At 71.5% G+C, this 22,903-nt stretch carries 23 protein-coding genes; 11 read left to right on the top strand and 12 right to left on the bottom strand.

The genetic code is table 11. The annotated features are described in order from the left end of the window. Positions 1-78 precede the first annotated feature (78 nt). Together AB0C26_RS38745 and AB0C26_RS38740 are read left to right on the top strand one after the other, a co-directional pair. Positions 79-1,239: a hypothetical protein gene (locus AB0C26_RS38745; protein WP_360258108.1), complete on the top strand. Its 1,161-nt coding sequence runs from the start codon at positions 79-81 to the stop codon at positions 1,237-1,239. Positions 1,240-1,312: 73 nt separating this feature from the next. Beyond that, entirely contained in the window at positions 1,313-1,768 is a 456-nt protein-coding gene (locus AB0C26_RS38740; RefSeq protein ID WP_360258105.1) for a GNAT family N-acetyltransferase, read from the top strand. 230 nt (positions 1,769-1,998) lie between these two features. Here AB0C26_RS38740 and AB0C26_RS38735 read toward each other — a convergent pair whose 3' ends face one another. After that, positions 1,999-2,280, bottom strand: a complete 282-nt coding sequence (locus tag AB0C26_RS38735) for a hypothetical protein (protein WP_360258103.1) — start codon at positions 2,278-2,280, stop codon at positions 1,999-2,001. A 95-nt stretch (positions 2,281-2,375) separates the two neighbouring features. Beyond that, positions 2,376-2,525, bottom strand: coding sequence for a hypothetical protein (locus AB0C26_RS38730; protein ID WP_360258101.1), 150 nt, complete (start codon positions 2,523-2,525; stop codon positions 2,376-2,378). Between the two features lie 367 nt (positions 2,526-2,892). On the opposite strand from AB0C26_RS38730, the gene AB0C26_RS38725 reads away from it, so the two are divergent. Together AB0C26_RS38725 and AB0C26_RS38720 are read left to right on the top strand one after the other, a co-directional pair. Beyond that, complete coding sequence (locus tag AB0C26_RS38725; RefSeq protein WP_360258099.1) at positions 2,893-3,567, top strand: TetR/AcrR family transcriptional regulator C-terminal domain-containing protein; 675 nt, start codon at positions 2,893-2,895, stop codon at positions 3,565-3,567. Between the two features lie 97 nt (positions 3,568-3,664). Further along, complete coding sequence (locus AB0C26_RS38720) at positions 3,665-4,795, top strand: NAD(P)/FAD-dependent oxidoreductase (protein WP_360258096.1); 1,131 nt, start codon at positions 3,665-3,667, stop codon at positions 4,793-4,795. Here the strand turns inward: AB0C26_RS38720 and AB0C26_RS38715 are convergent. Then, positions 4,792-5,724 (bottom strand): AbfB domain-containing protein, encoded by a 933-nt coding sequence (locus AB0C26_RS38715; RefSeq protein ID WP_360258094.1) that lies wholly within the window; start codon positions 5,722-5,724, stop codon positions 4,792-4,794. The two genes, AB0C26_RS38720 and AB0C26_RS38715, sit on opposite strands and share 4 nt — an antisense overlap. Before the next feature lie 171 nt (positions 5,725-5,895). On the opposite strand from AB0C26_RS38715, the gene AB0C26_RS38710 reads away from it, so the two are divergent. Then, positions 5,896-6,903 (top strand): hypothetical protein, encoded by a 1,008-nt coding sequence (locus tag AB0C26_RS38710; protein WP_360258092.1) that lies wholly within the window; start codon positions 5,896-5,898, stop codon positions 6,901-6,903. On the opposite strand, the gene AB0C26_RS38705 is transcribed toward AB0C26_RS38710, so the two are convergent. Both AB0C26_RS38705 and AB0C26_RS38700 read right to left on the bottom strand, forming a co-directional pair. Beyond that, entirely contained in the window at positions 6,900-8,459 is a 1,560-nt protein-coding gene (locus tag AB0C26_RS38705) for an alpha/beta fold hydrolase (protein ID WP_360258089.1), read from the bottom strand. The two genes, AB0C26_RS38710 and AB0C26_RS38705, sit on opposite strands and share 4 nt — an antisense overlap. After that, positions 8,459-9,094, bottom strand: coding sequence for a class I SAM-dependent methyltransferase (locus AB0C26_RS38700; RefSeq protein ID WP_360258087.1), 636 nt, complete (start codon positions 9,092-9,094; stop codon positions 8,459-8,461). The genes AB0C26_RS38705 and AB0C26_RS38700 overlap by 1 nt, the downstream gene beginning before the upstream one ends. A 315-nt stretch (positions 9,095-9,409) precedes the next feature. Here AB0C26_RS38700 and AB0C26_RS38695 point away from each other — a divergent pair, with 315 nt between their 5' ends. Further along, positions 9,410-10,420 (top strand): aldo/keto reductase, encoded by a 1,011-nt coding sequence (locus AB0C26_RS38695; protein WP_360258085.1) that lies wholly within the window; start codon positions 9,410-9,412, stop codon positions 10,418-10,420. Positions 10,421-10,435: 15 nt separating this feature from the next. Here AB0C26_RS38695 and AB0C26_RS38690 read toward each other — a convergent pair whose 3' ends face one another. After that, a complete protein-coding gene (locus AB0C26_RS38690; protein ID WP_360258082.1) occupies positions 10,436-11,575 on the bottom strand; it encodes a lipase family protein in 1,140 nt (379 codons plus the stop codon). Positions 11,576-11,932: 357 nt separating this feature from the next. Between AB0C26_RS38690 and AB0C26_RS38685 the strand changes: the two genes are divergently transcribed. Continuing rightward, complete coding sequence (locus AB0C26_RS38685) at positions 11,933-12,694, top strand: hypothetical protein (RefSeq protein WP_360258080.1); 762 nt, start codon at positions 11,933-11,935, stop codon at positions 12,692-12,694. Positions 12,695-12,854: 160 nt separating this feature from the next. Here the strand turns inward: AB0C26_RS38685 and AB0C26_RS38680 are convergent, their stop codons facing one another. Then, positions 12,855-13,406, bottom strand: coding sequence for an ATP-binding protein (locus AB0C26_RS38680; RefSeq protein ID WP_360258078.1), 552 nt, complete (start codon positions 13,404-13,406; stop codon positions 12,855-12,857). Continuing rightward, a complete protein-coding gene (locus AB0C26_RS38675) occupies positions 13,407-14,471 on the bottom strand; it encodes a M20/M25/M40 family metallo-hydrolase (RefSeq protein ID WP_360258076.1) in 1,065 nt (354 codons plus the stop codon). Positions 14,472-14,579: 108 nt separating this feature from the next. On the opposite strand from AB0C26_RS38675, the gene AB0C26_RS38670 reads away from it, so the two are divergent. From AB0C26_RS38670 to menC, 3 genes are read left to right on the top strand one after another with little or no spacing between them, the layout of a single operon-like run. After that, on the top strand, positions 14,580-15,218 hold the full coding sequence (locus tag AB0C26_RS38670; protein ID WP_360258074.1) for a GNAT family N-acetyltransferase: 639 nt from the start codon (positions 14,580-14,582) through the stop codon (positions 15,216-15,218). Next, entirely contained in the window at positions 15,215-15,826 is a 612-nt protein-coding gene (locus AB0C26_RS38665) for an SIS domain-containing protein (protein WP_360258072.1), read from the top strand. Before AB0C26_RS38670 ends, AB0C26_RS38665 begins: the two co-directional genes overlap by 4 nt. Further along, positions 15,823-16,938: an o-succinylbenzoate synthase gene (gene menC, locus AB0C26_RS38660; RefSeq protein WP_360258070.1), complete on the top strand. Its 1,116-nt coding sequence runs from the start codon at positions 15,823-15,825 to the stop codon at positions 16,936-16,938. The genes AB0C26_RS38665 and menC overlap by 4 nt, the downstream gene beginning before the upstream one ends. Before the next feature lie 136 nt (positions 16,939-17,074). Here menC and AB0C26_RS38655 read toward each other — a convergent pair whose 3' ends face one another. Continuing rightward, entirely contained in the window at positions 17,075-17,542 is a 468-nt protein-coding gene (locus AB0C26_RS38655) for an arylamine N-acetyltransferase (RefSeq protein WP_360258068.1), read from the bottom strand. 36 nt (positions 17,543-17,578) lie between these two features. After that, positions 17,579-18,199, bottom strand: coding sequence for a hypothetical protein (locus AB0C26_RS38650; RefSeq protein WP_360258066.1), 621 nt, complete (start codon positions 18,197-18,199; stop codon positions 17,579-17,581). 119 nt (positions 18,200-18,318) lie between these two features. On the opposite strand from AB0C26_RS38650, the gene AB0C26_RS38645 reads away from it, so the two are divergent. Beyond that, positions 18,319-18,783, top strand: a complete 465-nt coding sequence (locus tag AB0C26_RS38645; protein WP_360258064.1) for a hypothetical protein — start codon at positions 18,319-18,321, stop codon at positions 18,781-18,783. Here the strand turns inward: AB0C26_RS38645 and AB0C26_RS38640 are convergent. Together AB0C26_RS38640 and AB0C26_RS38635 are read right to left on the bottom strand one after the other, a co-directional pair. Next, positions 18,780-21,881, bottom strand: coding sequence for a PAS domain S-box protein (locus tag AB0C26_RS38640; RefSeq protein WP_360258062.1), 3,102 nt, complete (start codon positions 21,879-21,881; stop codon positions 18,780-18,782). The two genes, AB0C26_RS38645 and AB0C26_RS38640, sit on opposite strands and share 4 nt — an antisense overlap. A 6-nt stretch (positions 21,882-21,887) precedes the next feature. Beyond that, positions 21,888-22,838, bottom strand: coding sequence for a DUF5995 family protein (locus AB0C26_RS38635; RefSeq protein WP_360258059.1), 951 nt, complete (start codon positions 22,836-22,838; stop codon positions 21,888-21,890). Positions 22,839-22,903: the final 65 nt, after the last annotated feature.

The raw sequence follows: 22,903 nt of genomic DNA, 5'->3' as shown, positions 1-22,903 counted from the left end.
CATGCCGGCCATGGCGTTCCATACCCGTAAGTGTCAATGTCGTGAATCGCGGAACCCCATTGCTAGAGTTTGACTTTGATGAGCACCTTCGAACAGGTCGGCGGCCTTGATCGGTATCTGAACGACCCGCACGTGACCCGGGCGGTTCGAGCATGGGCACGCGATCAAGGTTTTGTCGCGACGGTGCCGGCGGCGCCTTGGCGCCGGCGAGGCGGAAGCGGTGCGTTGCTCGTCAGGCTCCACATCGTCGTGCCGGCCCATGAGCGGCTGTCGGCGGACCTGCTGGTGAAGGTGTGCTCGGCGGGCAGTCCGGCCCGGGAGCCGGCGAACCACCAGCGCGCCTGGCGGGATTCTCCGGTCTTCGCCACCCGGCACCTTTTCCGTCAGATCTACCCGCCGGTCGCCCTGGCCGACGGTCGCGTTCTCATGTTTCTCGATTCGTCGAGCTCCCTCACCGCCGCGGTGACACTGGGGCAGCTGCCGGGCGCCGCCCGTCTGGACGGCGGCGTCGCCACCATCCGTCTGGTGCTCGGCGACTGGAATTCACCCAATTCCCGGGAGCGTCGCACGTCGAGCGTGGAGCAGTTCCTGGCGGCGGAGCTGAGGGGCGTCCTGGATCGCGGCCGATCGGCTTACACCTGGGCGCGAGACGCGGGACTGATCCCCGATGCCCGGGCCGGCGACGTGCGGGCGGGATTGCCTGACCTGGCCCGCCGTTTCCAGTTGACGTCCGAACTGGCGGGGGCGGTGGAATTCCTGGCCGGCCGGTCCCACGGTGACCTGCACGTCGACAACATCATCGTTTCCCGGACACCTGACGGCGAACTCGACTTCGAGGGCATCCGGCTCATTGATCTTTCCGCCTTCGATCCGCGGGCGCCGTTGTCACGAGACGTCGCCGCGTTGCTGCTGTCCCTCATATTTCCGGCCGTGCGGTCCGGCGCTGTCCCGTCCCTTGTCGATGCGCTCACCTCGGCAGCTCCGGCGACGGCCACCCCTCGCACCGCCCTGGAGCGCGTGGTGAACTCCGTTCGCCTCGAAGCTGTCAAGCAGGTCGAAAGCCGGGACCAAGCGATGTTTCACCGCCAATACCTGCTGTCGCTGATTGCTCAATCGGTCACCTACACGTCGTACGACAACGCGGGGGAGGACGGGCGCCTGTGGTATCTGCGGTTGGGGGCGGCGGCCGCCCATGCCTACCGATCGTTCGGTGCGGGACCGTCCGGTCACCACGCCTGACCCCTCGGGCGCCGCCGTCGTGCATCACGAGCGCGGATCGAACGAGCGTTGTGGGGTCGGTAGGTTGTCGGGCATGGGGACTGTCCGGCTGGTGCCGATGACTCAGGAGCAGTACGGGCCGTGGCGGGTCGAGGCGGAGGCGCACTATGCGCGCAGCGCGGCCTCCTCGGGCCGGTCGGCGGAAGAGTCGGTGCGGGACGCGGCCGAGACGTATGCGCGGCTGCTTCCGGAAGGGCTTGCCACCGCCGGAAATCATTTGTGGTTCGCCTACGACGGTGACCGTCGGGTCGGGTTCCTCTGGGTGAAGGTCGAGCGGGACACCGCCTTCGTCCACAACGTCGCTGTCGAGGCGGACCTGCGCCGGCGGGGATACGGGCGGGCGATCATGGTGGCGGCCGAGCGGTGGTGTCACGACAACGGGCTGAGCCGGATCGGGCTGCACGTCTTCGCGCACAACGCCGGTGCGCGGGCTCTCTACGAACAGCTGGGGTTCAGCGAGACCGGGCGCAACATGGCCAAGAACCTGTGACGGGCCGATGGGGTGCCGCTGGGCCCGGCCGCGTGAGCTACGGGTGCCGCGAAGGTGTGGTCCGTACGGGAAATCGCAGCGAAAGAGTTGCACGTACCGCTACCGTCGCAGTCCTGATGATCTTCCGTTCGCGGTAACGGCAGCTGCCGCGCGCGGAGCGGGCGAATCGTCCGGGAGACCACCCGAGAGCTGGATGACCGGCCGGCTCAGGGGGTCGCCCGGGCGATTCGTTAAGCCACCGGCGGGACGCCGGCATGGGCCGCCCGCAGATGCTGGGACTGCCGCGCGACGTGGCGCAGCGCCGCGAGCCATTCCCGGTGCGTGACCACGAAGGCGCCGACCTCCCGCATGGCGGCGCTGATCAGTTCGGCCGGTGTACGACCGGTGGGAGCGCCCGCCAGGTAGTCCGTCTCGACCACGCCCGCGGAGGCGCCCCGGGCCTGGTCAGGGAAGCAGATCGTCGGGCTCTCAGTGGCCACGGTTTCCCTGAGCGTCAGCCTGATCGGCGTCATCCTGCCCAAGGAACACGCCGGCGCCGGCATCGCCCTGATCAGCGCGATGCTCGGCGTGGGCGGCGCCCTCGGCCTGCCGCTGGCCGGGTCATCGCTCAGTACGCCGACGACCACGTCATGTTTCGGGCCTGCGTGGCCGGCGGCACCATCGCCATCCCCGGCATCCTGGTGCTGGTGCCCTCACCCCAGACGGCCGCGTCGGGCGGCATGGACATCCCCGGCACGGTGTTGCTGGGAGCCGCCATGCCGGCCTCCTGCTTCCGCTCGCCCAGGGCGAGTCTTGGGCTGGACCGACCCGCTGGCCCTGGGCCTGCTGGCGGCGGCCGTGGTGCTGCTGGTGGCGTTCGCGCTGATCGACGCCATCGGCGGCGCCATTCCGGCCGCCAAAGACGCTGGACCTGGGCGGGCACGCCCTCCCATCCCTGGGCGCTGGCGCGGGCTTCGATTCTCCAAGGATGGGCGCGCCGCCGACTTCGGGCGTTCCTGGGTCGTGCGCGGCGCTGGGCTCAGGCGTTCCTAGGCGGGATGAGGTCCCTGATCTGGATCTCACGTGAGACCGGCGTCTCTTCCTGAGGCGGTGCTTTTGACGAACACGTTCGCTACGATCGTGTTATGAGTCCTCGTCGTGTTCCGGTCAGCCGGCGTGATCGGCCCGCCAAGCCGGCGCTCAGCCGGGAAGGCATGGTGGCGGTTGCTCTGCGGGTCATGCGGGAGGAAGGCCTGGAGCGGCTGACCATGCGCCGGCTGGCCGCGGAGCTTGATACCGGGCCTGCCTCTCTTTACGTGTACGTGCGGAATACCGCCGAGCTGCACGGGGCGATCCTGGACGAGCTCGTCGCCGGGCTCGAGCAACCCGCCGGAGGGCCGTGGCGGGAGCGGCTCGTCGGGCTGCTCACCGCCTACAGCGATCTGCTGTTCGCCCATCCGGGGCTGGCCCGTTCGGTGCTGACGCTGCGGCCGTCCGGGCCGCACTATCTGCGGCTGATCGACACGTTGCTCGGCTTGCTGCTCGCGGGTGGGCTGCCCGAACGGCAGGCCGCGTGGGGGGTCGACATCCTGTTGCAGCAGGCGACGGCCACGGCCGCCGAGCAGACCGGGCGCGACGAGTCGGCCGACGCGGACGCCGAGGAGCAGGATCTGGCGCTCGCGGTCGCCGAGGCCCGGCCGGACGAGTACCCCCATCTGGCGCGCGTCCGCGACGAGATCCTGTCCGGCACCGGCGAGCAGCGCCGGCGCTGGGCGTTCGAAACGCTCATCGACGGCCTCGGCCCCACTCGAGAGGGCTGAATCCACGGACGCTGAATTCGGCAGAACGACGCAATTCCGTATACCCAGCGCGAACGTGTTCGTTGCGAACGCGTTCTACCAATCATCGGAGGGCACTATGAACATCGCCATCGTCGGAGCTGGACTGGGTGGATTGACCCTGGCCCGGGTTCTGCACCTGCACGGGATCGCCGCCACCGTCTACGAGCTGGACGCCTCGGCGGCAGCCCGGACCCAGGGCGGCATGCTCGACATCCACGACTACAACGGGCAGGTCGCGTTGCGCGACGCGGGGCTCTTCGAGCAGTTTCAGGCGATCATTCATGAGGGCGGGCAGGCGATGCGCGTGCTCGACAAGCGCAACACCGTGCTCATGGAGGAGTCGGACGAGCAGAGCGCCGGCAACCGCCCCGAGGTCGACCGGGGACAGCTGCGGCAGCTTCTGCTCGACTCGCTGCCGGACGGCACCGTCCAGTGGGGCCGGAAGGTCACCGCCGCTACGCCGTTGGGTGATGGGCGGCACGAGCTGCGCTTCGCCGGGGGCGAGGTGGTCACCACCGATCTGCTGGTCGGTGCCGACGGCGCGTGGTCGCGGATCCGGCCGTTGCTGTCGGGGGCGCAACCGGCGTACACGGGAATCTCGTTCGTCGAAGTCGACCATCGTGAGGTGGACCCCGTGCCGGCCTCGGTGGTCGGCGGCGGGATGCTGTTCGCGCTGGCGCCGGGCAAGGGCTTTCTGGCCCACAAGGAGGCCGACGGCAGCCTGCACGTCTACGTCGCGCTCACGACGCCGAAGGACTGGGTCGAGCGGACCGACTGGGCCGACGCCGGCCGCGGCAAGGCCGTGCTGCTGGACGAGTTCGCCGACTGGGCGCCGGAGCTGCGGTCGCTGATCAGCGACGCGGACGGGGCTCTCGTCCCGCGGACCATCAACGCGCTGCCGGTCGGGCACCGCTGGGATCGGATTCCGGGGGTGACCCTGCTCGGCGACGCCGCGCACGTGATGTCGCCGTTCGCCGGTGAGGGCGCGAACCTGGCCATGGTCGACGGGGCCGAGCTCGGCAAGGCCCTCGCGGCCCGTCCGGATGACATCGAGGGAGCGCTTGCGGCGTACGAGAAGGAACTCTTCGAGCGCAGCGAGGCCGTCGCCCAGGAGTCGGCCGACAGCCTCGAGCTGATCTTCGACGACAACGCGCCGCGGTCGCTGGTCGACATGTTCACCAGCTTCGGCGAGGCGGGAAGCGACTAGGGATTCCGTACGACGAAGGCCGTGGCCTGGCCGGGGGAGACCTGGGCCAGGCGAACGCCGCGGCCGTCGGCGACCAGGACGTGAGTGGGGTAATTGGTCGCGGCGAAGATGAATGCCGGGCCGGTGGGCTTCGGGCAGAATGTGGCGTCCTGCTGGAACAATGGTGAACCGTCCTGCCGGTCCAGGCGCAGGATGAAGTCACGATGGCGCAAGAAATAGCCCGGATAGTTAACTGATTCCAAAGAGACGCAGCCCTGCCCGTTCAAACCATTGCGGACGGTGAAACGGGAACTGTCGCGGTCGGCTTCGGAGCGGAGAACCTCGAGCCGGGCGAGGAAGTCGCGGTGGCGCAGCCGGCGTCCCGACCGGTCGGCGGCCTCGAGCGCGACCCGCGCCCCGGGTACCAGGGCCGGAGCCGGAGGCGGCGGGGGCGACGACGGCTTCGGCGGCGGGGGCGTCGTCGTGGCCCGCTCGACCGGCTTGGTCGTCGTCCGGACCGGGGTGGTCGGCGGCGGCACGAACGTCGGCGGCGGAGGCGGCGACAGCGTCGGCTCGGGCCGGATCGACACCGGCGCGGCCGGCGAGAACGAGGGCACGACGAGCAGAGCCGCTGGTGGCGGCGTGGGCTCGTCGCCGCCGCCGACCGTGAGGGCGACGAGGCCGGCGGCCACGATCACGACGGCGGTGACGCCGGCCAGCAGTACGCGCCGCGGTGATCCGCCGCTCAGCGTGCTGACGAGAGAGTGCCGCGGCGGGTTGGCGCCGAGCAGGGTCAGCAGCCGGCGCTGAAGGTCGCCCGCCGCGCCCGGGGACGGCGTGGTCAACGGCGGAACCGGCCGCGGGGAGGGTGCGGAGCCGGGGCCGGAGGCGTCGCGATAGGGGCCCCAACCGCCGACACGCAGACCCTCGTCCCTATCATCTTCGGTCATCAGAATTCCGCTCCGAGGGCGCGCGCTAAGACTTTCTTAAGCTGTCGAAAAGGCATTCTTACGGCGAAGGACGCCAATGGCAAGATTCTTCACGCGTTCGATCGTGATCGAACTATCCGGGGCCGGTGTCCGTACTCCGGGCTGACGGCGCCCGCACGAGGAGACGACGCCATGGACGGTCCTGGCCCGCAGCAGCCCACACTGGACGACACCGCCGGATGGCCGAAGATCTCGGACTACTGGCCGGACACCAGGAAGGATGAGGACGACGAGGGTGACGGCGAGAAGCCGTACCCCCCGAAGCGGAAACCGCCGCGCCTGGCCCTCGTGGCCGGCGCGGTCGTGGCCGTCGTGCTGGTCGTGGTCACCGGCGTGGTGCTGTTGCGCATGGCCACGACGTCCGACCGGCCGCCCGCCGCCGCGCCGCCCGCCCCCGCCACCGGCCCGGAGATCGTGGTGCCGTCGCCCAACCCTCCGGTGTCGATCGAGCCGGCGCCCGCCTCACCCACCCCCGGCGCGACCACCACCGCCGCCCCGTCCTCACCGGCGGCCACCTCGAAGGCGCCGTCCTCGCCGGCGGTCACCGATCCCGGGCCGGCCTTCCCGGCGGGGACGTTCGTGCTGGCCGGCGGCATGCGGGAGCTCAACGTGTCGGTCGGCCGGCCGCCCACCAACGGCATCGCCCGCGTGCACACGCCCGAGGACAGCAGCGTGACCCCGGACGCGACGCTCAAGGGCACCACGCTGACCCTGACCACCAAGGCCAACGACAAGAAGGGCGAGGCCGTCGTCGACGTCGTGCTCGACGAGCGGATCGCCTGGACCATCAAGACCACCCATGGGGTACGCCGGGCCACGTTCGCCATGGCCGAGGGGCGCGTGGGCGCGTTCGACCTCCAGGGTGGCGCCAACAGCTTCGAGATGACGCTGCCGCGGCAGGACGCGGAGATCCCGCTGCGCATGTCGGGCGGCGTGAACAGCTGGAAGATCCGTACCGAGGGATCGTTTCCGGTCAAGCTGATCGTCGCCAAGGGCGTGGGGGAGTCGAAGCTCAACGGTGACCGCGACCAGGATCTGGCACCCGGCGACACCCGCCGCGCCGGCGGGGACGACTCCTCGGGCGGCCTGAAAATCGACGCGGTGGGAGGGATCGGCACGCTGGACGTGGCGCCGTTCTAAGCGCCGACGAAACCGGCGATCTCGTCGACGACGCGGTCCAGGTCGGCCGCGTCAGGCAGGTGGTAGCGGCCCTCCAGCGCGATCAGCCGCGCGCCGGGCAGACCCGCGGCGAGCTGCCGGCCCCCGTCGAACGGGATCACCCGGTCGCCGCGGTAGTGCAGCACGAGCGCCGGCACCGTGATCCCGGGCAGCAGATCGCCGACGTCCGCCTCGTACGCGGCCTCCAGGTAGGCGGCCGCCACCTCCCGGTCGGCCGAGTCGCGCAGCACCTCGGCCAGGTGCTGGGCGGCGTGGTCACTCGCGCCGGGCCGGTAAAGGTCGGCGAAGACCTTCGAACCCAGACCCCAGTGGGTACGGATCATGGCGACCAGCGCGGCGTTCAGCTCCGGGCGCCGGAAGGTCGCGGGCCCGTCCGCGTACGTGCCGACGAAGACCAGACGGTCGACGAGCTCGGGGTGGGCGGCGGCCAGAGCCACGGCCAGCGGGCCGGCCTCCGACATGGCCAAGACGTTTGCGGGTACGCCGATCCGCCTGACCACCGCGAGAAGCTCCGCGGCCGACGCCTCGAGCCCGAAGTCGCCGACCGGGCCCCGGGACAATCCCGTGCCGTACCGGTCGAACAGCGTCAGCTCGCACCGGCCGGCCAGCCGCTCCAGCAGACTCGACCGGGGATCGCGCCCGGCCGCGATCACGTCGAGGGCCGACACCCAGCCCGGCAACGCCACCAGCGGTGGGCCCTCCCCGAGGGTGGCGGTGGCGATCGAGTACCCGCCCGGCACGGAGAGATACACGGCGCGCAGCCGCGACAACGGCGGCGCCGAACCCACCTCGCGGGGCAGGTCGTGGCGCAGCACCCGCAGGTGCGTGTCGCGGATCGCGGCGGCCGGCTCCAAGCCGAGCTCACCGGCCAGCCGCGCGGTGTAGTCGCGGTAGCTGTCCAGGGCCTCGGCGTGCCGGCCGAGCGCGTACAGGGTGCGCAGCAACAGATCGCGGGCCTGCTCACGCAGCGGATGGGCGGCCACGAACGCCTCCAGGCCCGGCAGCGACTGGGCGGCCCGCCCGGCCCCGAGCAGCGCGCGATGCCACTGCTCGGTCGCGTGCAGGCGCGCCTCACCGAGCCGGATGGCCTCCAGCCGGGCGATCTCCGAGTCGGCGACCTCGGCGTACGGCTCGCCGCCCCACAACCGCAGGGCCTCCTCCAGCAGCGGGGCGGCGGCGGCCGGCGGCTCCCGGGCGGCCCGGGCCACCAGGTCGTCGAAGCGGGCGGCGTCCACGTCACCCGGGCCCAGCCGCAGCACGTAGCCGGGTGACTCGGTGACCAGCCGGGTGTCGGCGGGCAGCGCGCGGCGCAGCCGGGACACCTGACTGTGCAGCGCCGCCGCCGGATCGGCCGGCAGCTGCCCGCCCCAGATCAGCTCGGCCAGCCGGTCGGCCGCGACGGTACGCCCGGCCCGGGCCAGCAGCGCGGCGAGCAGCGCCCGCTGCCGGTCGCCGAGCGGGATCGGGGTGCCGTCCGCGGCGTACGCCCGCACCGCGCCGAGCACCCCGAACCGCATCAGCGCACCGCCACGCCGGCGATCTGCGTGTTGATCGGCAGGAACACCGACCGCAGCCGATAACGCGACACGGACAGGCGGGCGAACCCGGCGGCGCCCAGCAGCCCTTCGGTGTCGCGGCTGACCTCACACCCTTCGAAGAACCACCGCCACGGCTTGGCGACGGCCCGTTGCAGCCGGTCGTAGCCGCTGCCGGAGTCGGCGCCCACATGCTCGACGAAGATCAGCCGCCCGCCGGGCCGCAGAATCCGCGCGATCTCACGGAGCGCCGCGGCCGGATCGGGCACAGTGCACAGCACGAGGGTGCTGACGGCGGCCTCGGCCTCGCCGTCGCCGAGCCCGGTGTGCTCGGCCCCGGCCGCCCGCAGATCGACGGTGACGCCGCGGCGGCGGGCGTTGGCCAGCAGGGGCTCGTGCATGTACGGGTTCGGCTCGATCGCGATCAGCCGCGTACCGGGCCGGTAATGCCGCAAGTTGGCCCCGGTACCGGGCCCGATCTCGACCACGGTGTCGGGCAGCGCGGCGAAAAGCTCCCGCTTGCGCTGGCCGAACAGCAAATCCGCGTACCCGTCGACGCTCCGGAAAACAGCGGCGTTGAGCCGCCCGCGCACCGGGTGCGCGGTGAACTCGGTCATCGCGTCACCTCCGCGCCTCCACGGTAGTGACGCATCCGGCCGCGGCGGTCGTAGTGACGCGACCCGGACTCGAATCGGAAGACGTACATCGGAACTCCTTGTCCTCGCCGATGCCGCCGACCCTGCCCCGCGCCCCTGTCACCCGGCGGTCATCCCACTGTCGCCCGCCTGCCGTGACCAGCTCCCCATCGTCGGTGACCCCGCCCTCGACTGCCCAGCCGCGCCCGAGGCCGGCGTGTGGAAGTAGTGCCGGCACGAACCGTACCGCCGAACGGGGTTGACCTCGAGTGTGCTCGAGGTCCTAGCGTTCTCGGCATGCAGACGATCGAATTGGGCCGTACCGGGCAGCAGGTGAGCCGGCTGGCGCTGGGGGCCATGCAGATGGGCAACGCCACCGACGAGAAGGACTCGTTCCGCATTCTCGATCGGTACTTCGAGGTCGGCGGGTCCTTCGTGGACACCGCGAACTGCTACGAGTGGTGGGCTCGCCGGGACAGCCGGGGCGGGGAGAGCGAAGAGCTGCTCGGGCGCTGGATGCGGCAGGGCAACCGGCGGGACGAGGTGTTCCTGGCGACCAAGGCCACGGCGCTGCCGCGCTACTCGCCGGATCTGTGGGCGGCGGACGGCACGGCCAACTGGGAGCTGGCCCGCCGTACCTTCGAGGGCGCAGGGGCGCAGACGCTGCGCCACGCGCTCGACGGGAGCCTGAAGCGGCTGGGCACCGACCACGTCGACCTGTTCTACGTGCACGTCGACGACCGGAACACGCCGCTCGAGGAAACCCTGGAGGCCCTGGCCGGCCTGGTGCGGTCGGGCAAGGTGCGTCACCTGGGCTGGTCCAACGTACGCACGTGGCGGCTCGAACGGATCCGCGGGTTGTGCCGGGCCAACGGGTGGCCGCTGCCGGTGGCCGTCCAGCAGCAGCACTCGTATCTGCGGCCGAACCCCGGCGCCGACAGCGCCTCCATCGTCGACGGGGAGCAGCTCGACTACCTGCGCGAACACGACGATCAGACGCTGGTGGCGTACTCGCCGATCCTGAAAGGCATCTACGACTCGGCGGAGAAGCGGGCCGAGCACTGGGTGTTCAGCTCGTACGGCGGGCCGGACACCGAGGCCCGGCTGGCCGCGCTGCTCGAGGTGGCCGACGAGGCCGGCGTCACCCCGAACCAGCTGGTGCTGGCCTGGCTGATGCACCAGAGCTCGCCGCGAGTGCTGCCGCTGATCGGGCCGCGCACGCCGGAACAGTTCGAGGACATGCTGCCCGCGCTGGACGTGAAGCTCAGCGACGATCAGCTGACCCGCCTCGACACCGCCGGGGTCTGACCGCTCGCCGGTCCGTCAGCGGAGACGGTCGGCGATCCAGTCGGCGACCGTCTCCGTGGAGGCGAACACGGCGCCGTCGTGGGTCTGGCCGGGCAGCTTGTCGTAGCGGACCGGGCGGTAGTCGTCGAGCTGGTCCACGAGGATGTCGGTCACGGGGGCCGGCACGGCCTCGTCGGCGGTGCCCTGCACGATCAGGACGGGGGCGCTGGGCGCGGTCCGGGCCGGGTTGTCGTACTGGGCCAGCTTGGTCACCCAGGCGGCCGGAAGCTGGCCGCCGTCGAGCAGTTGGGTGGCGGTCAGCGGCGCGAAAGCGGCCAGGATCTCGTTGAGGCAGCCGGTCTCCAGCACGCCGGCCCGCTGGCGGGCGGGCGCGGCGAGCACGTCGGCCGGGCGGAACGAAGGCTCGACGGCGTTGAGGCCGTACAGACCCATGACCAGATATCCCTGCCCGGGCGTGCCGGGGATCTGCGGGGCGAGGACGTCGACGTTGGAGACGGGGGCGATGGCGGCGGTGCCGCGCAGTTGAAGGTCGCCGTCGTACGAAGGGGCGAGCTGGTTGGCGAACAGGGCGCCCTGGCCGCCTTGGGAATGGCCGTCGATCGCGTAGCGCGTACCCAGGGAAGGGTTGAGCCGGCGGGCGGCGCGGACGCTGTCGATGAGGGAACGGCCCTCGCCGGCGCCGATCAGGTACGGGTGCGGCTGCGCGGTGCCGAGGCCGGGATAGTCGGGGGCGGCCACGGTCCAGCCGCGGCTGAGAAGCTCGGCGACGGCGGCGCGGGCCTCGGGCCAGAAGACGTCCTGGTGGGCCGAGGGCGCGCAGCGGTCGGCGAGCCCGGTCGTGCCGTGCGCCCAGACGACGACGTGATCCTTGCGGTTGGTACGCGGGGTCAGCACCAGGCCGGTGGCGGGGACGCGCCGGCCCCGGACGTCGGTGGTCACATACTTCACGAACCGTCCGGTGGCGGCGGCCAGCTCCTTGGGCAGGGCGGCGGGCGAGGAACTGATCACGCTTCCGGGCTGATCGTCCCCGCTCAGCTGAGCAGCGCTCGGCGCCGGAGTGACCGCGGGCGCCGCTTCGGCGGCGGTGCTGGCGGGGACGATGGCGCCGCTACCGATCAGCAGCGACGCTGCCAGCAGACGGTGGACTCTCCTCATGCGTACTCCCCGGGCCGTGGCGACGTGACGCTGAGGACGTTAGAGGCGACGAACCGGAAATGTCGGCAATGTACCTCGATCGCCGCACGCCGAAAACCCGATCAGGTGACGGCGAAGGCCCCGGCGCGACGGCGATCGACCTGTTGCCGCTGCTCGACGGGGACGCGCCGCGCGCGGCAAACCCGGCGATGGACCCGTCTGGACGGCGACGGCGACGTGGCGGTCGAGGGCCGGCTCACTCACCCAGCACGAAGCGGTGCTGGACGCCTCGGTGGTCTCCACATCCAGACCCTGGACTGACACGCGCGTTGTCGGCCCACTGACACATCCCTTAATCGCCGGCCGGAGGGGCGGACCATGAGGGAGCCCGGTGCGTCGATCGGTGAAGGGGCGGCGAAGATGTCCACACCCGCCCCCGCCGGCCCCTCACCGTCGGAAGATCCCGCGCCTCGGGCCGATCGTGATCTGGTGACAAGATGTCTGGTCACCTTCGAGGGCCAATTCCGGACAGGCGGCCTGGGAACGCTGTGCTACGGATATGACACCCGATATCGCCAAAAAGCCAGACGGGTAGCGGCTATCCTGGCTGCTGCCCTCCTCACCTATCAAACGATCCAGATCATGCGAGGCCATCAACTAGAGCCGCTCTTGGTCTACAGTCTGTCGGTAGGCATAGCAGCCGCAGCACAAGAAGCCTATCCGGGAATTATTACGCGCCCGTGGCGTACGAAGAGGGCATCCACTCTGGGATGGGCCGGGATTTACTTTGTCGCGTTCGTCATCGCGGGCTGGGTCTTCGGAGGCTTTCGTACGGGGATTGTCATAGCCGTGACAACTGCGGTCGCGTGGCCCGCCATGGCCCTCGTCGCTACTGCCGTTCCGCTTCTGCTGCATGTCGCGGGTTCCATCCGATTCGGCCTCATCGGAAGCCTGGAGAGAATGCTCCAAGTATTTCCCACGCTCTTCGCGGCCACGCTGATCATTTTCGTGACGGAGGACGCGTGGAAATTGCTCGGGCAGATGTCGAAGGCGGGACTGGTCCTCACGCTCGGACTGTTCGCCATTCTCGCAGGGAGCTGGTGTGTCTCTCGGCGGTCCTGGGCGCCTTCGCGGGCCTGACCTTCGCGGCCGCCCCGCGAGGGCGCCGCGCTCCCGAGTCCGACTCGCCGGAACTAATCGCGGCGCAGGAGCTCGAGGGCGTAGAGCGGCTCATCGCCACCCGCGCCTACTACCAGAGCGGCGCCGCCCAGATCGGAAAACTTCCATACAGCCGTTTTCCCTAGATCTCCAGAGTGGCCGCCAACAGGTCGTAGGTTTCCCGCACCGCCCCGGTGGTGCTCGGCACCACAACCGTGCCTGGGCGCAGGCGTACGACCTCGATCAGGTTGTCGTACATGGCTTTCAGCGCGGCCGCGCCGCCGGCCCGCTCGATGAGGCGGTGGTGGTGGCGGATCCACGGGTCGCCGGTTTCCTGAGCGCGGCGCTCGAACCGCTCGATGGCCGCCTCCCGGTCGGTGAGCAGGACCACCTCGCGGAAGCCGGCCCCGTGCCGGTGGGCCAGCTGCTCGAACTCGGCGATCCGGTCGAGGTCGGCTGCGTACTGGGGCAGGATGACATCGTGGCCGCCCGTCAGGTGGGTCGCCGCCATCGCCCAGACCAGGGACCACACGGCCGGCCAGGTGTCGATCTGTTCGTTCTGCCAGCCGCCGACCAGGCGGTGCACGGCGTCGACGTCGAGGTTCAGCGTGCCGGGGCTGCTGTCCGCGTAGCGGGCGGCCAGGGTGGACTTGCCGATGCCCGGTGGGCCGTTCAGGTGGATCAGCCTGGCCATCTACCAGCCTCCGATCAGGGCTTCGAGCAGGGCGACGCGCTCGGCGATGCCGGCCGCCGACACCCATTCGTGGCGGGCGTGGGCGCCTCCGCCGCGCGGGGCCAGGCCGTCGACCGTGGGTATGCCTTGAGCGCCCGTGGTGTTGGTGTCGGCGGCGCCGTCGGCGGGGCGGCCGTCCAGGGACTGGCCGACGGTGGCGGCGACCTCGGCGACGCGGGCGAGCAGGGCCGCACCGGCCTCGTTCGGGCGCCAGGTGGCGCGGTGGGCCAGCAGGGTGCTTCGGACACGGGCCCTCTCGCGTACGGGAACCAGGTCTGTCAAGGCTTGCAGGACGGCCTCCTCGTTCTCCGGGTCGAGGAAGCGCAGGCCCAGGTCGGCGTGGGCGTGGCCGGCGACCACGTTGGTGCGGCCGCCGCCCTCGATCGTGCCGACGTTGAGCAGGACCGGGCGGGGGCGGACGAACTCGCGGACGCGCAGGAGCTGGTCGAGGAGTTCGTCGATGGCGTTGACGCCGGCGTCGGGGTCGAGGGCGGCGTGGGACTCGATCCCGGTCACCTCGATCCGGGCCCGCGTGCTGCCGCGACGGCCGGTCTTGAGGGCGCCGTCGGGGTGTGGCGGCTCCATCCCGAACACGGCCGCCGCCTTCGCGGCCTCGGAGCGGACCAGGCCGGTAGCGGTGGGGGAGCCGATCTCCTCGTCCGCGACCACGAGCACCCGGATCTCGGGCCCGTCGTGACCGGCTCGCGAGGCGGCGGCCAGCAGCGCCGCGAGGCCGGACTTGGTGTCGTACACCCCGGGGCCCTTGATGGTGTCGTCCTCGACCAGCCAGGGCATGTCGCGCAGCGTGCCCACCGGCCAGACGGTGTCGTAGTGGCTCAGGAACAGCAGCGGGCGGCCCGCGCGGCCGGGCCGGGACCAGAGCAGATGGCCGTCCTCGCGGCCGGTGTGGAAGCCGGCGCGGGCGGCGTCGGCCTCGAGCACCTCGGCCAGCGCGTCGAGTGACGCGCGGTCGCCGGTCGGCGTCTCGATCAGCGTGTACCGGCGCAGAGTCTCGATCACGTCCATATATGAACGCTAAGTTGGGGCTGATGCGTTGTCAACGCGGCGAACAGAGTGCATCATGCCGGTTATACGATTCGTATCTTTGCATGAGGGCGCGAGGGGAGTGGCCGGGTGATAGTGGTTCGTGATCTCGCCGGGCTCGGTGAGTGGACGGCGGCCTCGGCGCTCTACCGGTCCGTCTTCGGGTACGAGCAGCCCGAGTTCGGCGTCAGCCCGCGCCTGCTGGCCGCTCTGCGGGAGAACGCCGGCACCGTGATCGGCGCGTTCCGGGACGCCGAGCTCGTCGGTTTCTGTTACGGGTTCAGCGCCGTCGAGGAGGGCGAGCTCTACCACTACTCGCAGGCGGCGGCGGTCGCTCCCGGGCTGCAGGGCACCGGCGTGGGGCGCAAGCTCAAGCAGGCGCAGGCCGAGGCCGCGCGGGCGACGGGAGCGCGGACGATGCGGTGGACCTTCGACCCGTACGCGCTGCGCAACGCCCATTTCAACTTCGCGGTCCTGGGCGCCACGGCGATCCGGTTCCTGCCCGACTACTACGACGACGGCGACTCGGATCGGCTGCTGGTGTCCTGGGACCTCTACCCGGCTCGCGGCGGGAAGACGGAGTCGTCAGTCGTGGTGGCGCCGGTGGCCGATCGGCCGGCCCTGCGGGAGCGGCTGCGGGCCGCGTTCGGCGGTGGGCGGCGGCTCGTCGCCGTGGAAAGACAGGACGACGACCAGGTGGCCTACACCTTCGTACGGGACGTGCCGTGACCACGCCCGCCGAGCGTTTCGACCGCAACGTTCAGCGCCGCTCGGCGCGGGTGCTCAAGCAGCGCGTCCTCGAGCAGCAGCGCGCCGAGTTCGGCAAGGCGCTCGCCTGGGCGGCCGAACACGACGCGATCGAGCGCGCGGCCGCCCGCATCGTCTCGGCCCGGCGGCGCTTCGTGCTGGGCAACGGCAAGTCCCAGGCGTACGCGGCCCTGCTCACCGCCGACCTCAGCGCCGGCCTGTCCGCCGTGCAGCAGGTCGTGCGGCCACTCGACCTGCTCGGCGACATCCGGCAGGGCGATCTGCTCGTCGCCGTCTCCATGGAGCGCTACCGGCGGGACACTGTGGACGTCGCCGCGGCGTACACACGCCATGGGGGTGAATTGATCCTGATCACCGACGCCCCGGACGCGCCGCTGACGAGCGCGGCCGGCACCGCCATCGTCGTCGAGCGGGACAGCGCCTCGTACGCCAACTCGCCGACCTCGATCGTCCTGGCCCTGCACCTGCTGGCCACCCTGACCATCGCCAGCTCCAAGGGCGCGGGCCGCCGCCTGCACGACCGCGACGCCCTGGCCGCGGAGCTCGACCTCTACATGGACGAGACATGACCCGTATCGCCTCCGTTCAGCTGCGCCGCGTCCGCCTGCCGTTGGTGCACGAGTTCCAGACCAGCTCGCACGCCAAGCGTTTCCTCGAGCACATCCTGGTCACGCTGACCGCCTCCGACGGCGCCGTCGGATGGGGTGAGATCGCCTCACCGAGCGGCCCGTTCTACTCGGCCGAGACCGTGGAGTCGTGCTGGGCCGTGGCGCGTGATCACCTGGCGCCGCTGACGTTCAAAACCGATGTGCTTGAGCCGTACGACCTCTTCGACGCGCTGGCCAAAGTTCGCGGCAACCAGTTCGCCCGCGCCGGTTTCGACATGGCCGCCTGGGATCTGACGTCGAGAGCCGCGGGCCGGCCGCTCGCCGCGGCCCTGGGCGGAACGCGGGCGAGGGTCGAGGCGGGGGTCTCCCTCGGCATCGAACCGACCATCGACGCCCTGCTGGAACAGGTCGCCCAGCGGGTCGCCGAGGGCTACCGCCGGGTCAAACTGAAGATCGCCCCCGGCTGGGACGTCGAACCGGTCCGCGCCGTCCGCGCCGCCTTCCCGGCGGTGCCGCTGCACGTCGACGCGAACGGCGTCTACACCCCCGGCGACCTCGGCGTCCTGACGGAGCTGGACGGCCTCGGGCTGTTGATGATCGAGCAGCCGTACGCGCCGCGCGCGCTCGCCGCGCTGGCCGACCTGCAGGATCGCTTGTCCACCCCGGTGTGCCTGGACGAGTCGGTCGAGGAGCTGGACGACCTGCACACCGCGCTGCGCCTGGGTTCCGGCCGCGTGCTGAACATCAAGGTCTCCCGGATGGGCGGCCTGACCGCGGCCGTACGGGCCCACGACCTGGCCCGGGAACACGGCATCCCGGTCTGGTGCGGCGGCATGCACGAGTTCGGTCTCGGCCGCGCCGCGAACGTGGCCCTGAGCGCCCTGCCCGGTTTCACCCTGCCCTCGGACGTGTCCGGCTCCGACAAGTACTACGCCCGCGACGTCACCACCGAGCCCATCCTCAGCGTCGACGGGCTGGTCGAGGTCCCCACCGGCCCCGGCCTCGGCTACGACCCGGACTTGAGGTTCATCACAGCCCACACCAACGACTTCCTAGAGCTGCACCGCACCTGACCGCTCGTGCGCCGCCGCGAGCCGCCCCCACAGAACGTCCCGCTCGGCGGCGGTGACATCGTCGAAGACGAGCCCGAAGAGGTCGCCCAGCGCGCCGAAGTAGTCGCCCGGCGTCTCCAGAAAACCCCCACGTGGGTCATGGTCGAAGCGCCAGCCCCCCGGCTTCGGCCTCGGAGGGGCGCAGGCCGTACGTGAAAGGACCCTGCCGATGGGCGCCCTCGACCAGTGGCAGGGGCCCGTGCAGCCCATCGCCCATACCCAGATCGACCAGCCAGCGCCCGTCCGGCGCCTCCGCCGACGGCAGTCCCGACACGGTGAGCACCAGGTGGTTGCCGTCCGCCCCGGCCGCCCGCCCAGACAGGGACTGCACCCCGCCGACGTGCCGGCTCACCTGGTATCCCAGTGCGTGAAGCAGTGCGGAGAAGGCGCCGTTGAGGTGATAGCAGTACCCGCCGCGCCCCCGCGTGATCCGTTTCACCGACTCTGCCGGGTCCACAGTGGTCGGCCGTCCGAGCCAGATCTCGAGGTTCTCGTACGGGACACGCTCCGCGTGCGCCCGGTGCAGCTCACCCAGTTCCTCGACGCCGGGCCGCCGTCCCGCCATTCGGCCGAGACCCAGCCGGCACAAATAGGCATCCATCTACTGGGGCGCCGTTTTCGTGGCGGTCCAGACGCCGGCGATGAACAGGGCCGGCACGAGCATGAAGAACACGAAGTTGTCCTCGCGGCCGTCGTTGGCGAGCACGAGGGCCAGGGCGAAGGCCGCCCCCACGAGGCCGATCGCCCAGGTGGCGTAGAAGCGGCGGGAGTGGCGGCGCGGAGCGGGCACGTCGGTGACCGTCACGCCCGGGTTGAGCCTGATCCACTCCTGGGCCACCTCGAGCGGCACGCCCGGGATGCGCAGATCTCCCGCCGGGGTGCGGTACGGGTGGAGGTCCGGGCGGCCCCGGCCCTCGACCAGGCTCCACAGCGGGCCGATCAGCGAACCCGCCAGGGCCAGGGTCGAGCCTGCGCTGACGCCGACGGCCAGGAAGGCGATCGACAGCAGCGAGACCGGCAGGGACAGCGGGGCCAGGCGGGCGTGGCGGCGCAGGGCGCGGGCCGTGGCGGCGTCGACGGGCAGGCGCTGGGCCGGCCGGCGGCGGAAGGTCCAGGCGCTCATCGGCACGTCGGCCCACTCGGGGCCGGGGGAGCCGTCGGTGACGGCCAGGGCGGGCATCCGCACGTCGGCGACCAGCGCGGCGGGAACGACGAGATCCATGGTCGGTTCAGGGTAGCCATGCGGCGCCGGCGCCCGCGAATCGGCCGAAAGCCCGCTGAGCGCGCCCCGGCTCACCTAGAGTCGGTTTTCGGGGGAAAGCCGACCGAAAGGGGTGCGTGGTGTTCGAGCCGATGCTCATCGGAGGCGCGGCCCACTTCGACTGGGCCGAACCGGACGGGGTGCTGGCCACCTACGTCTCGCAGATGGACCGCCTCAGCGACCCCGTCGACCCCGGCGTGCCGATCGGTCTCAGCGTCGGCGGCCTGCTCATCAGCGGCGAGCTGATCCCGCAGTGGCAGTGGTTCGCCGAGGTCAGCGAGCTCAACGACCACGAGGACGCCTTCTACGTCGGCACCGCCGAGCACGTCAAGGAGCAGTCCGACCTGGCCCACGCGGCGATCAAGTCACGGGACATCGGCGACGAGGTCACCCAGCGCCAGTACGCCGCCCTGATGGCTCCGACCCGCTACATCCACCTGCGGAACTCGCGTATCCACTTCCCAGGCACGCAGCCGACCAAGGGCCGCCTGTGGCGCGGCCGCCTGTCCGACATCTCCGGCTGGACCCCGGGCGCCAGCATCTAAGAACAGGCCTCCAGGTCCAGTACGAAGATCGAGCCGCCGTCCGGGTCGGGCGTGTAGCGGATGTCGCCCTCGTTCGCCCGGGCCAGCCCGCGCACGATGTACAGGCCCAGGCCGGTGCCGCGCACGCTGGTCGCGTCGCGTTCGGCGCGGGCCAGCCGCTCGAAGAGCCGGTGCCGGAACTCGGCCGGCACGCCCGGTCCGCCGTCGGCCACGCTGACCGTCACCCGTGAGCCGTCGCGGCCCACCGTGATCGAGGTGGCCCCGCCGCCGTACTTGGCCGCGTTCGACAGCAGGTTGGCCAGGATCTGTTGCAGATGCCCGGGATTGCACCAGGCCCGGGTGTCGTCGCCGAGCACCGGCAGGCCGTCCAGGTCCATCGCCACGAGGGCCTGGGTGATCTGGTCACGCATGCCGATTTCCTGCCGTACGGCGGTGAGTGAACCGGCGTCGATGGACACCATCGCCAGGACCTCGCGCACGATGTCGTCGAGCCGCCCGGCCTGCCGGGCGATCGCCTCGACGGCCCGTTCCCGCATGGCCGCGCTCGTGCCCTCGGCCAGCACCTCGGCGTAGCCGCGGATCGACGACAGCGGGTTGCCGATCTCGTGCCCGAGCATCCCGATGATGTCGAGCTTGAGCCGGTCGGCCGCCTCCAGCTCGGCGTTGCGCTCGGCCAGCGCCGCCGCCGACCGGTCCCGGTCGGCCTCGGCCGCCCGGCGCGCGGACACGTCGGTGATCACGCCGATCAGGTGCTTGGGCCGCCCGCCCACCTCGCGGACGACCGAGAAGGTGGCCGACACGTCGACCCAGTGCCCGTCGGCGTGCCGCAGACGGCCCTCCTGGGTGTAGGCGTCGCGGTCGCCGGTGAACAGGTCGGCCCGGTGCCGGCGGCTCTCCATCAGGTCGTCGGGGTGCGCGAACTCGCGGTCGTGGCGGCCCACGAGCTGCTCGACGGTGTGCCCGAGCATCGCCGCGTAGGCCGGGTTGACCGAGACCAGCGACCCGTCCAGCCCGTAGATGACCTGCCCGGCGGCGGAATGGGTGAACTGGGCCCGGAACCGCTGCTCGCTCTCGGCCAGGGCCTGCTCGGCGGCGCGGGCCGCCGTCACGTCGGTGTTGATCTCGAGGACCTGGTCGGCCGGCAGATGCAGCACCTGGCGGCTGAGCACGGTGACGACCCGGCCGGACGCCGTCAGGTGGTCGAGCTGGCCGTCCCAGTGCCCGCTGCGGACCAGGCCGTCGAGCGCGTCCTGCTCGGTGCACTCGTCCGGGAAGACCGTGGAGAGCAGCCGGTGGATGTTCTTGCCGGCGACCGCCGACAGCGGCCAGCCGTACAACTGCTCGGCGCCGGCGTTCCACCAGCGGATCGTGCCGTCGCGGTCGCGCACGATGACCGCGGCCGGGATCAGCTCCAGCAGCCGGGCCTGCCGGCGCAGCTGCGCCTCGGCCGCCCGCTGCGCGGTCACGTCCTCGACCTGGCTGACCAGGTAGAGCGGCCGCCCGGTGTCGTCACGCACCTCGGCCGTGCGCGACGACACCCACACCTCGTGGCCGTCCTTGTGCCGGTAGCGCACGACCGAGCGGCCCGGCGCGGTGCCGGTGGGACGGTCGTCCGGGTGCAGGATCTCGCCGTACGTCATCAGCTGCAGTTCGCCGGCGTCGTAGCCGGTGATGGCCGACAGGGCCGGGTTGGCCTGCAGGTAGCGGCCGGGCACCCCGTCGGCCAGGCTGATCAGGCCGAGCCCGAGCGGCGAGTTGTCGAAGGTCATCCGGAAGCGGGTCTCGCTCGCCTCCAGCAGGGCCAGCGCGTGGGTGCGCTCGACGAGCAGCGCGGCGTTGCGGGCGGCGTCGTCGGCGTGTTGCAGGGCCGAGCCGAGGCTGTCGGCCAGCAGGGCGAGCTGCTGCACCTCGGGGGCGTCGAAGGCGCCGGTCCGGGCCGAGGAGACCTTCAGACAGCCGATCACCCGGTTCTCGGCGTGCAGCGGGGCGATCATCATCGAGCCGATGCCGTGCCGCTCGCAGGCGGCCCGGTCGACCCGGGAGTCGGTGGCGGTGTCCGTGCAGTGCGCGGGGGCGCCGGTGGTCAGCACCTGGCCGCTGAGCGAGCCGGCGACCGGCACGCGGGCGTTCTTGGCGCCGGCCAGGGTGCCGGCCGTGGCCGCGTACACCAGATCGTCGCCCTCGACCAGCTCGACCGTCGCGCCGTCGGCGTCCTCGAAGAGCTCGACGGCCCGGGCCGCGACCACGCGCAGCGCCGCGTCCCGGTCGGCCGCGGCCGCGGTGACGTCGCGCTGCACGGCCAAGGTGGCCCGCAGCCGCTGCACCTCCCGCTCGGCGGCGAGCGCGGCGACCCGTTCGGCCGTGATGTCCTGCAACTGCACGAGCCGCCAGCGGCGCCCGTCCGGGCCCGGGATCAGCGACAGGCTGACCCGGGTCCAGCTGATCCGGCCGTCGGCGTGCCGCAGCCGGTTGTCGTACTGCACGTCGGCCGCGCCGCGCAGCAGCGCCAGGCGGGCCCGGGCGCTCGCCTCGATGTCGGCCGGGTCGGTGATCTCGCGATGGGTCAGGCCGATCAGCGCGTCCACCGGGCGCCCGGTCAGCTCGGCCGCGGCCGGGTTGGCCCGCCGGAACCGGCCGTGCTCGTCGGCGATGAGCAGGCCGATCGGGCTGGCGTCGAACGCGGTGCGGAACTGCTCCTCGCTGCGCTCGTGCGCCTGCTGGGCGGCGATGGTGGCGGTGACGTCGACGAGCTGGCCCAGGAAGTGCGCCGGCTCGCCGGCGTCGTCGCGCAGCAGGGTGACGGTCAGCAGGCAGTGGGTCAGCCCGCCGTCGCGGCGCCGGTAACGCTTGCGCACGCGGTAGCTGTCGACCCGCCCGGCGAGCAGATCGGCCGCCTGCGCCGCGTCGTTGTCGACGTCCTCCGGGTGGATGACCGACTTGCGGGTACGGGCGAGCAGCTCGTCCGGCGTGTAGCCGAGCATGGCGGCGATGGCCGCGTTGACCCGTACCCACTCGCCGTCGAGACCGACCATGGCCATGCCGATGGGCGACGACTCGAACAGGGCGCCGAACGAGGGGGGCGCCGCCGTACGAAGCATGTACCTCTAATCGGCCGCGCCCCGGCCGATGTGAGCCCCCGGATCCCGATCCCGGTCGCGCCCGAACAGCCGGCGCAGCAGATCGCGGCCGCCGTCGACGACCTCGCCCGCCTCGGACAGGATCCGGTCGCCGGCGATGGCCCACTCGGCCAGCAGCGACGCGGCCCGGTCCATGGTGCGGCGGGCCTGCTCGAAGTCGTCCTCGTCGTGGCGCAGCAGCCACAACCGGCGCGCCTGGTCCCAGGCCCGGGCCCGGGTCATGGTGACCAGCATGCGCTGGCTCCAGTCGTCCAGCGGCCCGACGAACTCGTCCAGCTCCAGCTGCCAGGGGTCGGAGAAGCCCCGGCGCAACGGTGGGATCTCCTGGTAGAAGATCTCGTTCACCAGCAGGTAGTCGGGGTGGATGATGTCGTCGGTGGGAGCGCCCAAATCGGCCCAGGTGGCGATCAGGGCCAGCGCCAGGTCATGGTTGATGTGCGCGTTGACGCCGAGCATGGCCGCCGTCAGCCGGGTCATCTCCACGTCGCCGGCCCGCTTGAAGAGCACCTCCCACACATCCGGGGTGTCCTCGTTGTCGTTGTTCCACAGGTCGATGGCCGCGAAGTAGCGCCGGGCGAACTCGACGTCGAGCCGTTCCAGGAACTCCGGCGAGTTGACCCCGTCGACCAGCGCCGCGTCCACCCGGCGGGTGATCTTCAGGTAGAGCTCGTTGAAGGCGGACACCCGGTTGTTGGCCGGGCTCGGCGGCAGCTCGTCGAGGATCCGCTGCATCGTGACCAGCATGCCGATCACTTCACCGATGGTCGCCGGCTGCTTCACCAGGCACTCGGTCACCTGCGAGCCGAGCGGCGCCCAGCCCCGCCCCGAGGGGATCGTCAGGGCGGACAGCTCGAGCCGCTTCTCCCGCAGAAGCTCCGCGCTGCCCCGCGCGGCAGCACGATCGAACGTCGTAGTCATGGCGACAGCCTTCACAGCGAAACATCGTTCCGCCACCGACTTGTCGGTAACCTGTCCCGCGAGAT

This window comes from Actinoplanes sp. NPDC048796 (genome assembly GCF_040650035.1).
Classification (GTDB): Bacteria; Actinomycetota; Actinomycetes; order Mycobacteriales; family Micromonosporaceae; genus Actinoplanes.
Note: the sequence above shows the minus strand (reverse complement) of the source record. Positions and strands in the feature narration are given on the sequence as shown.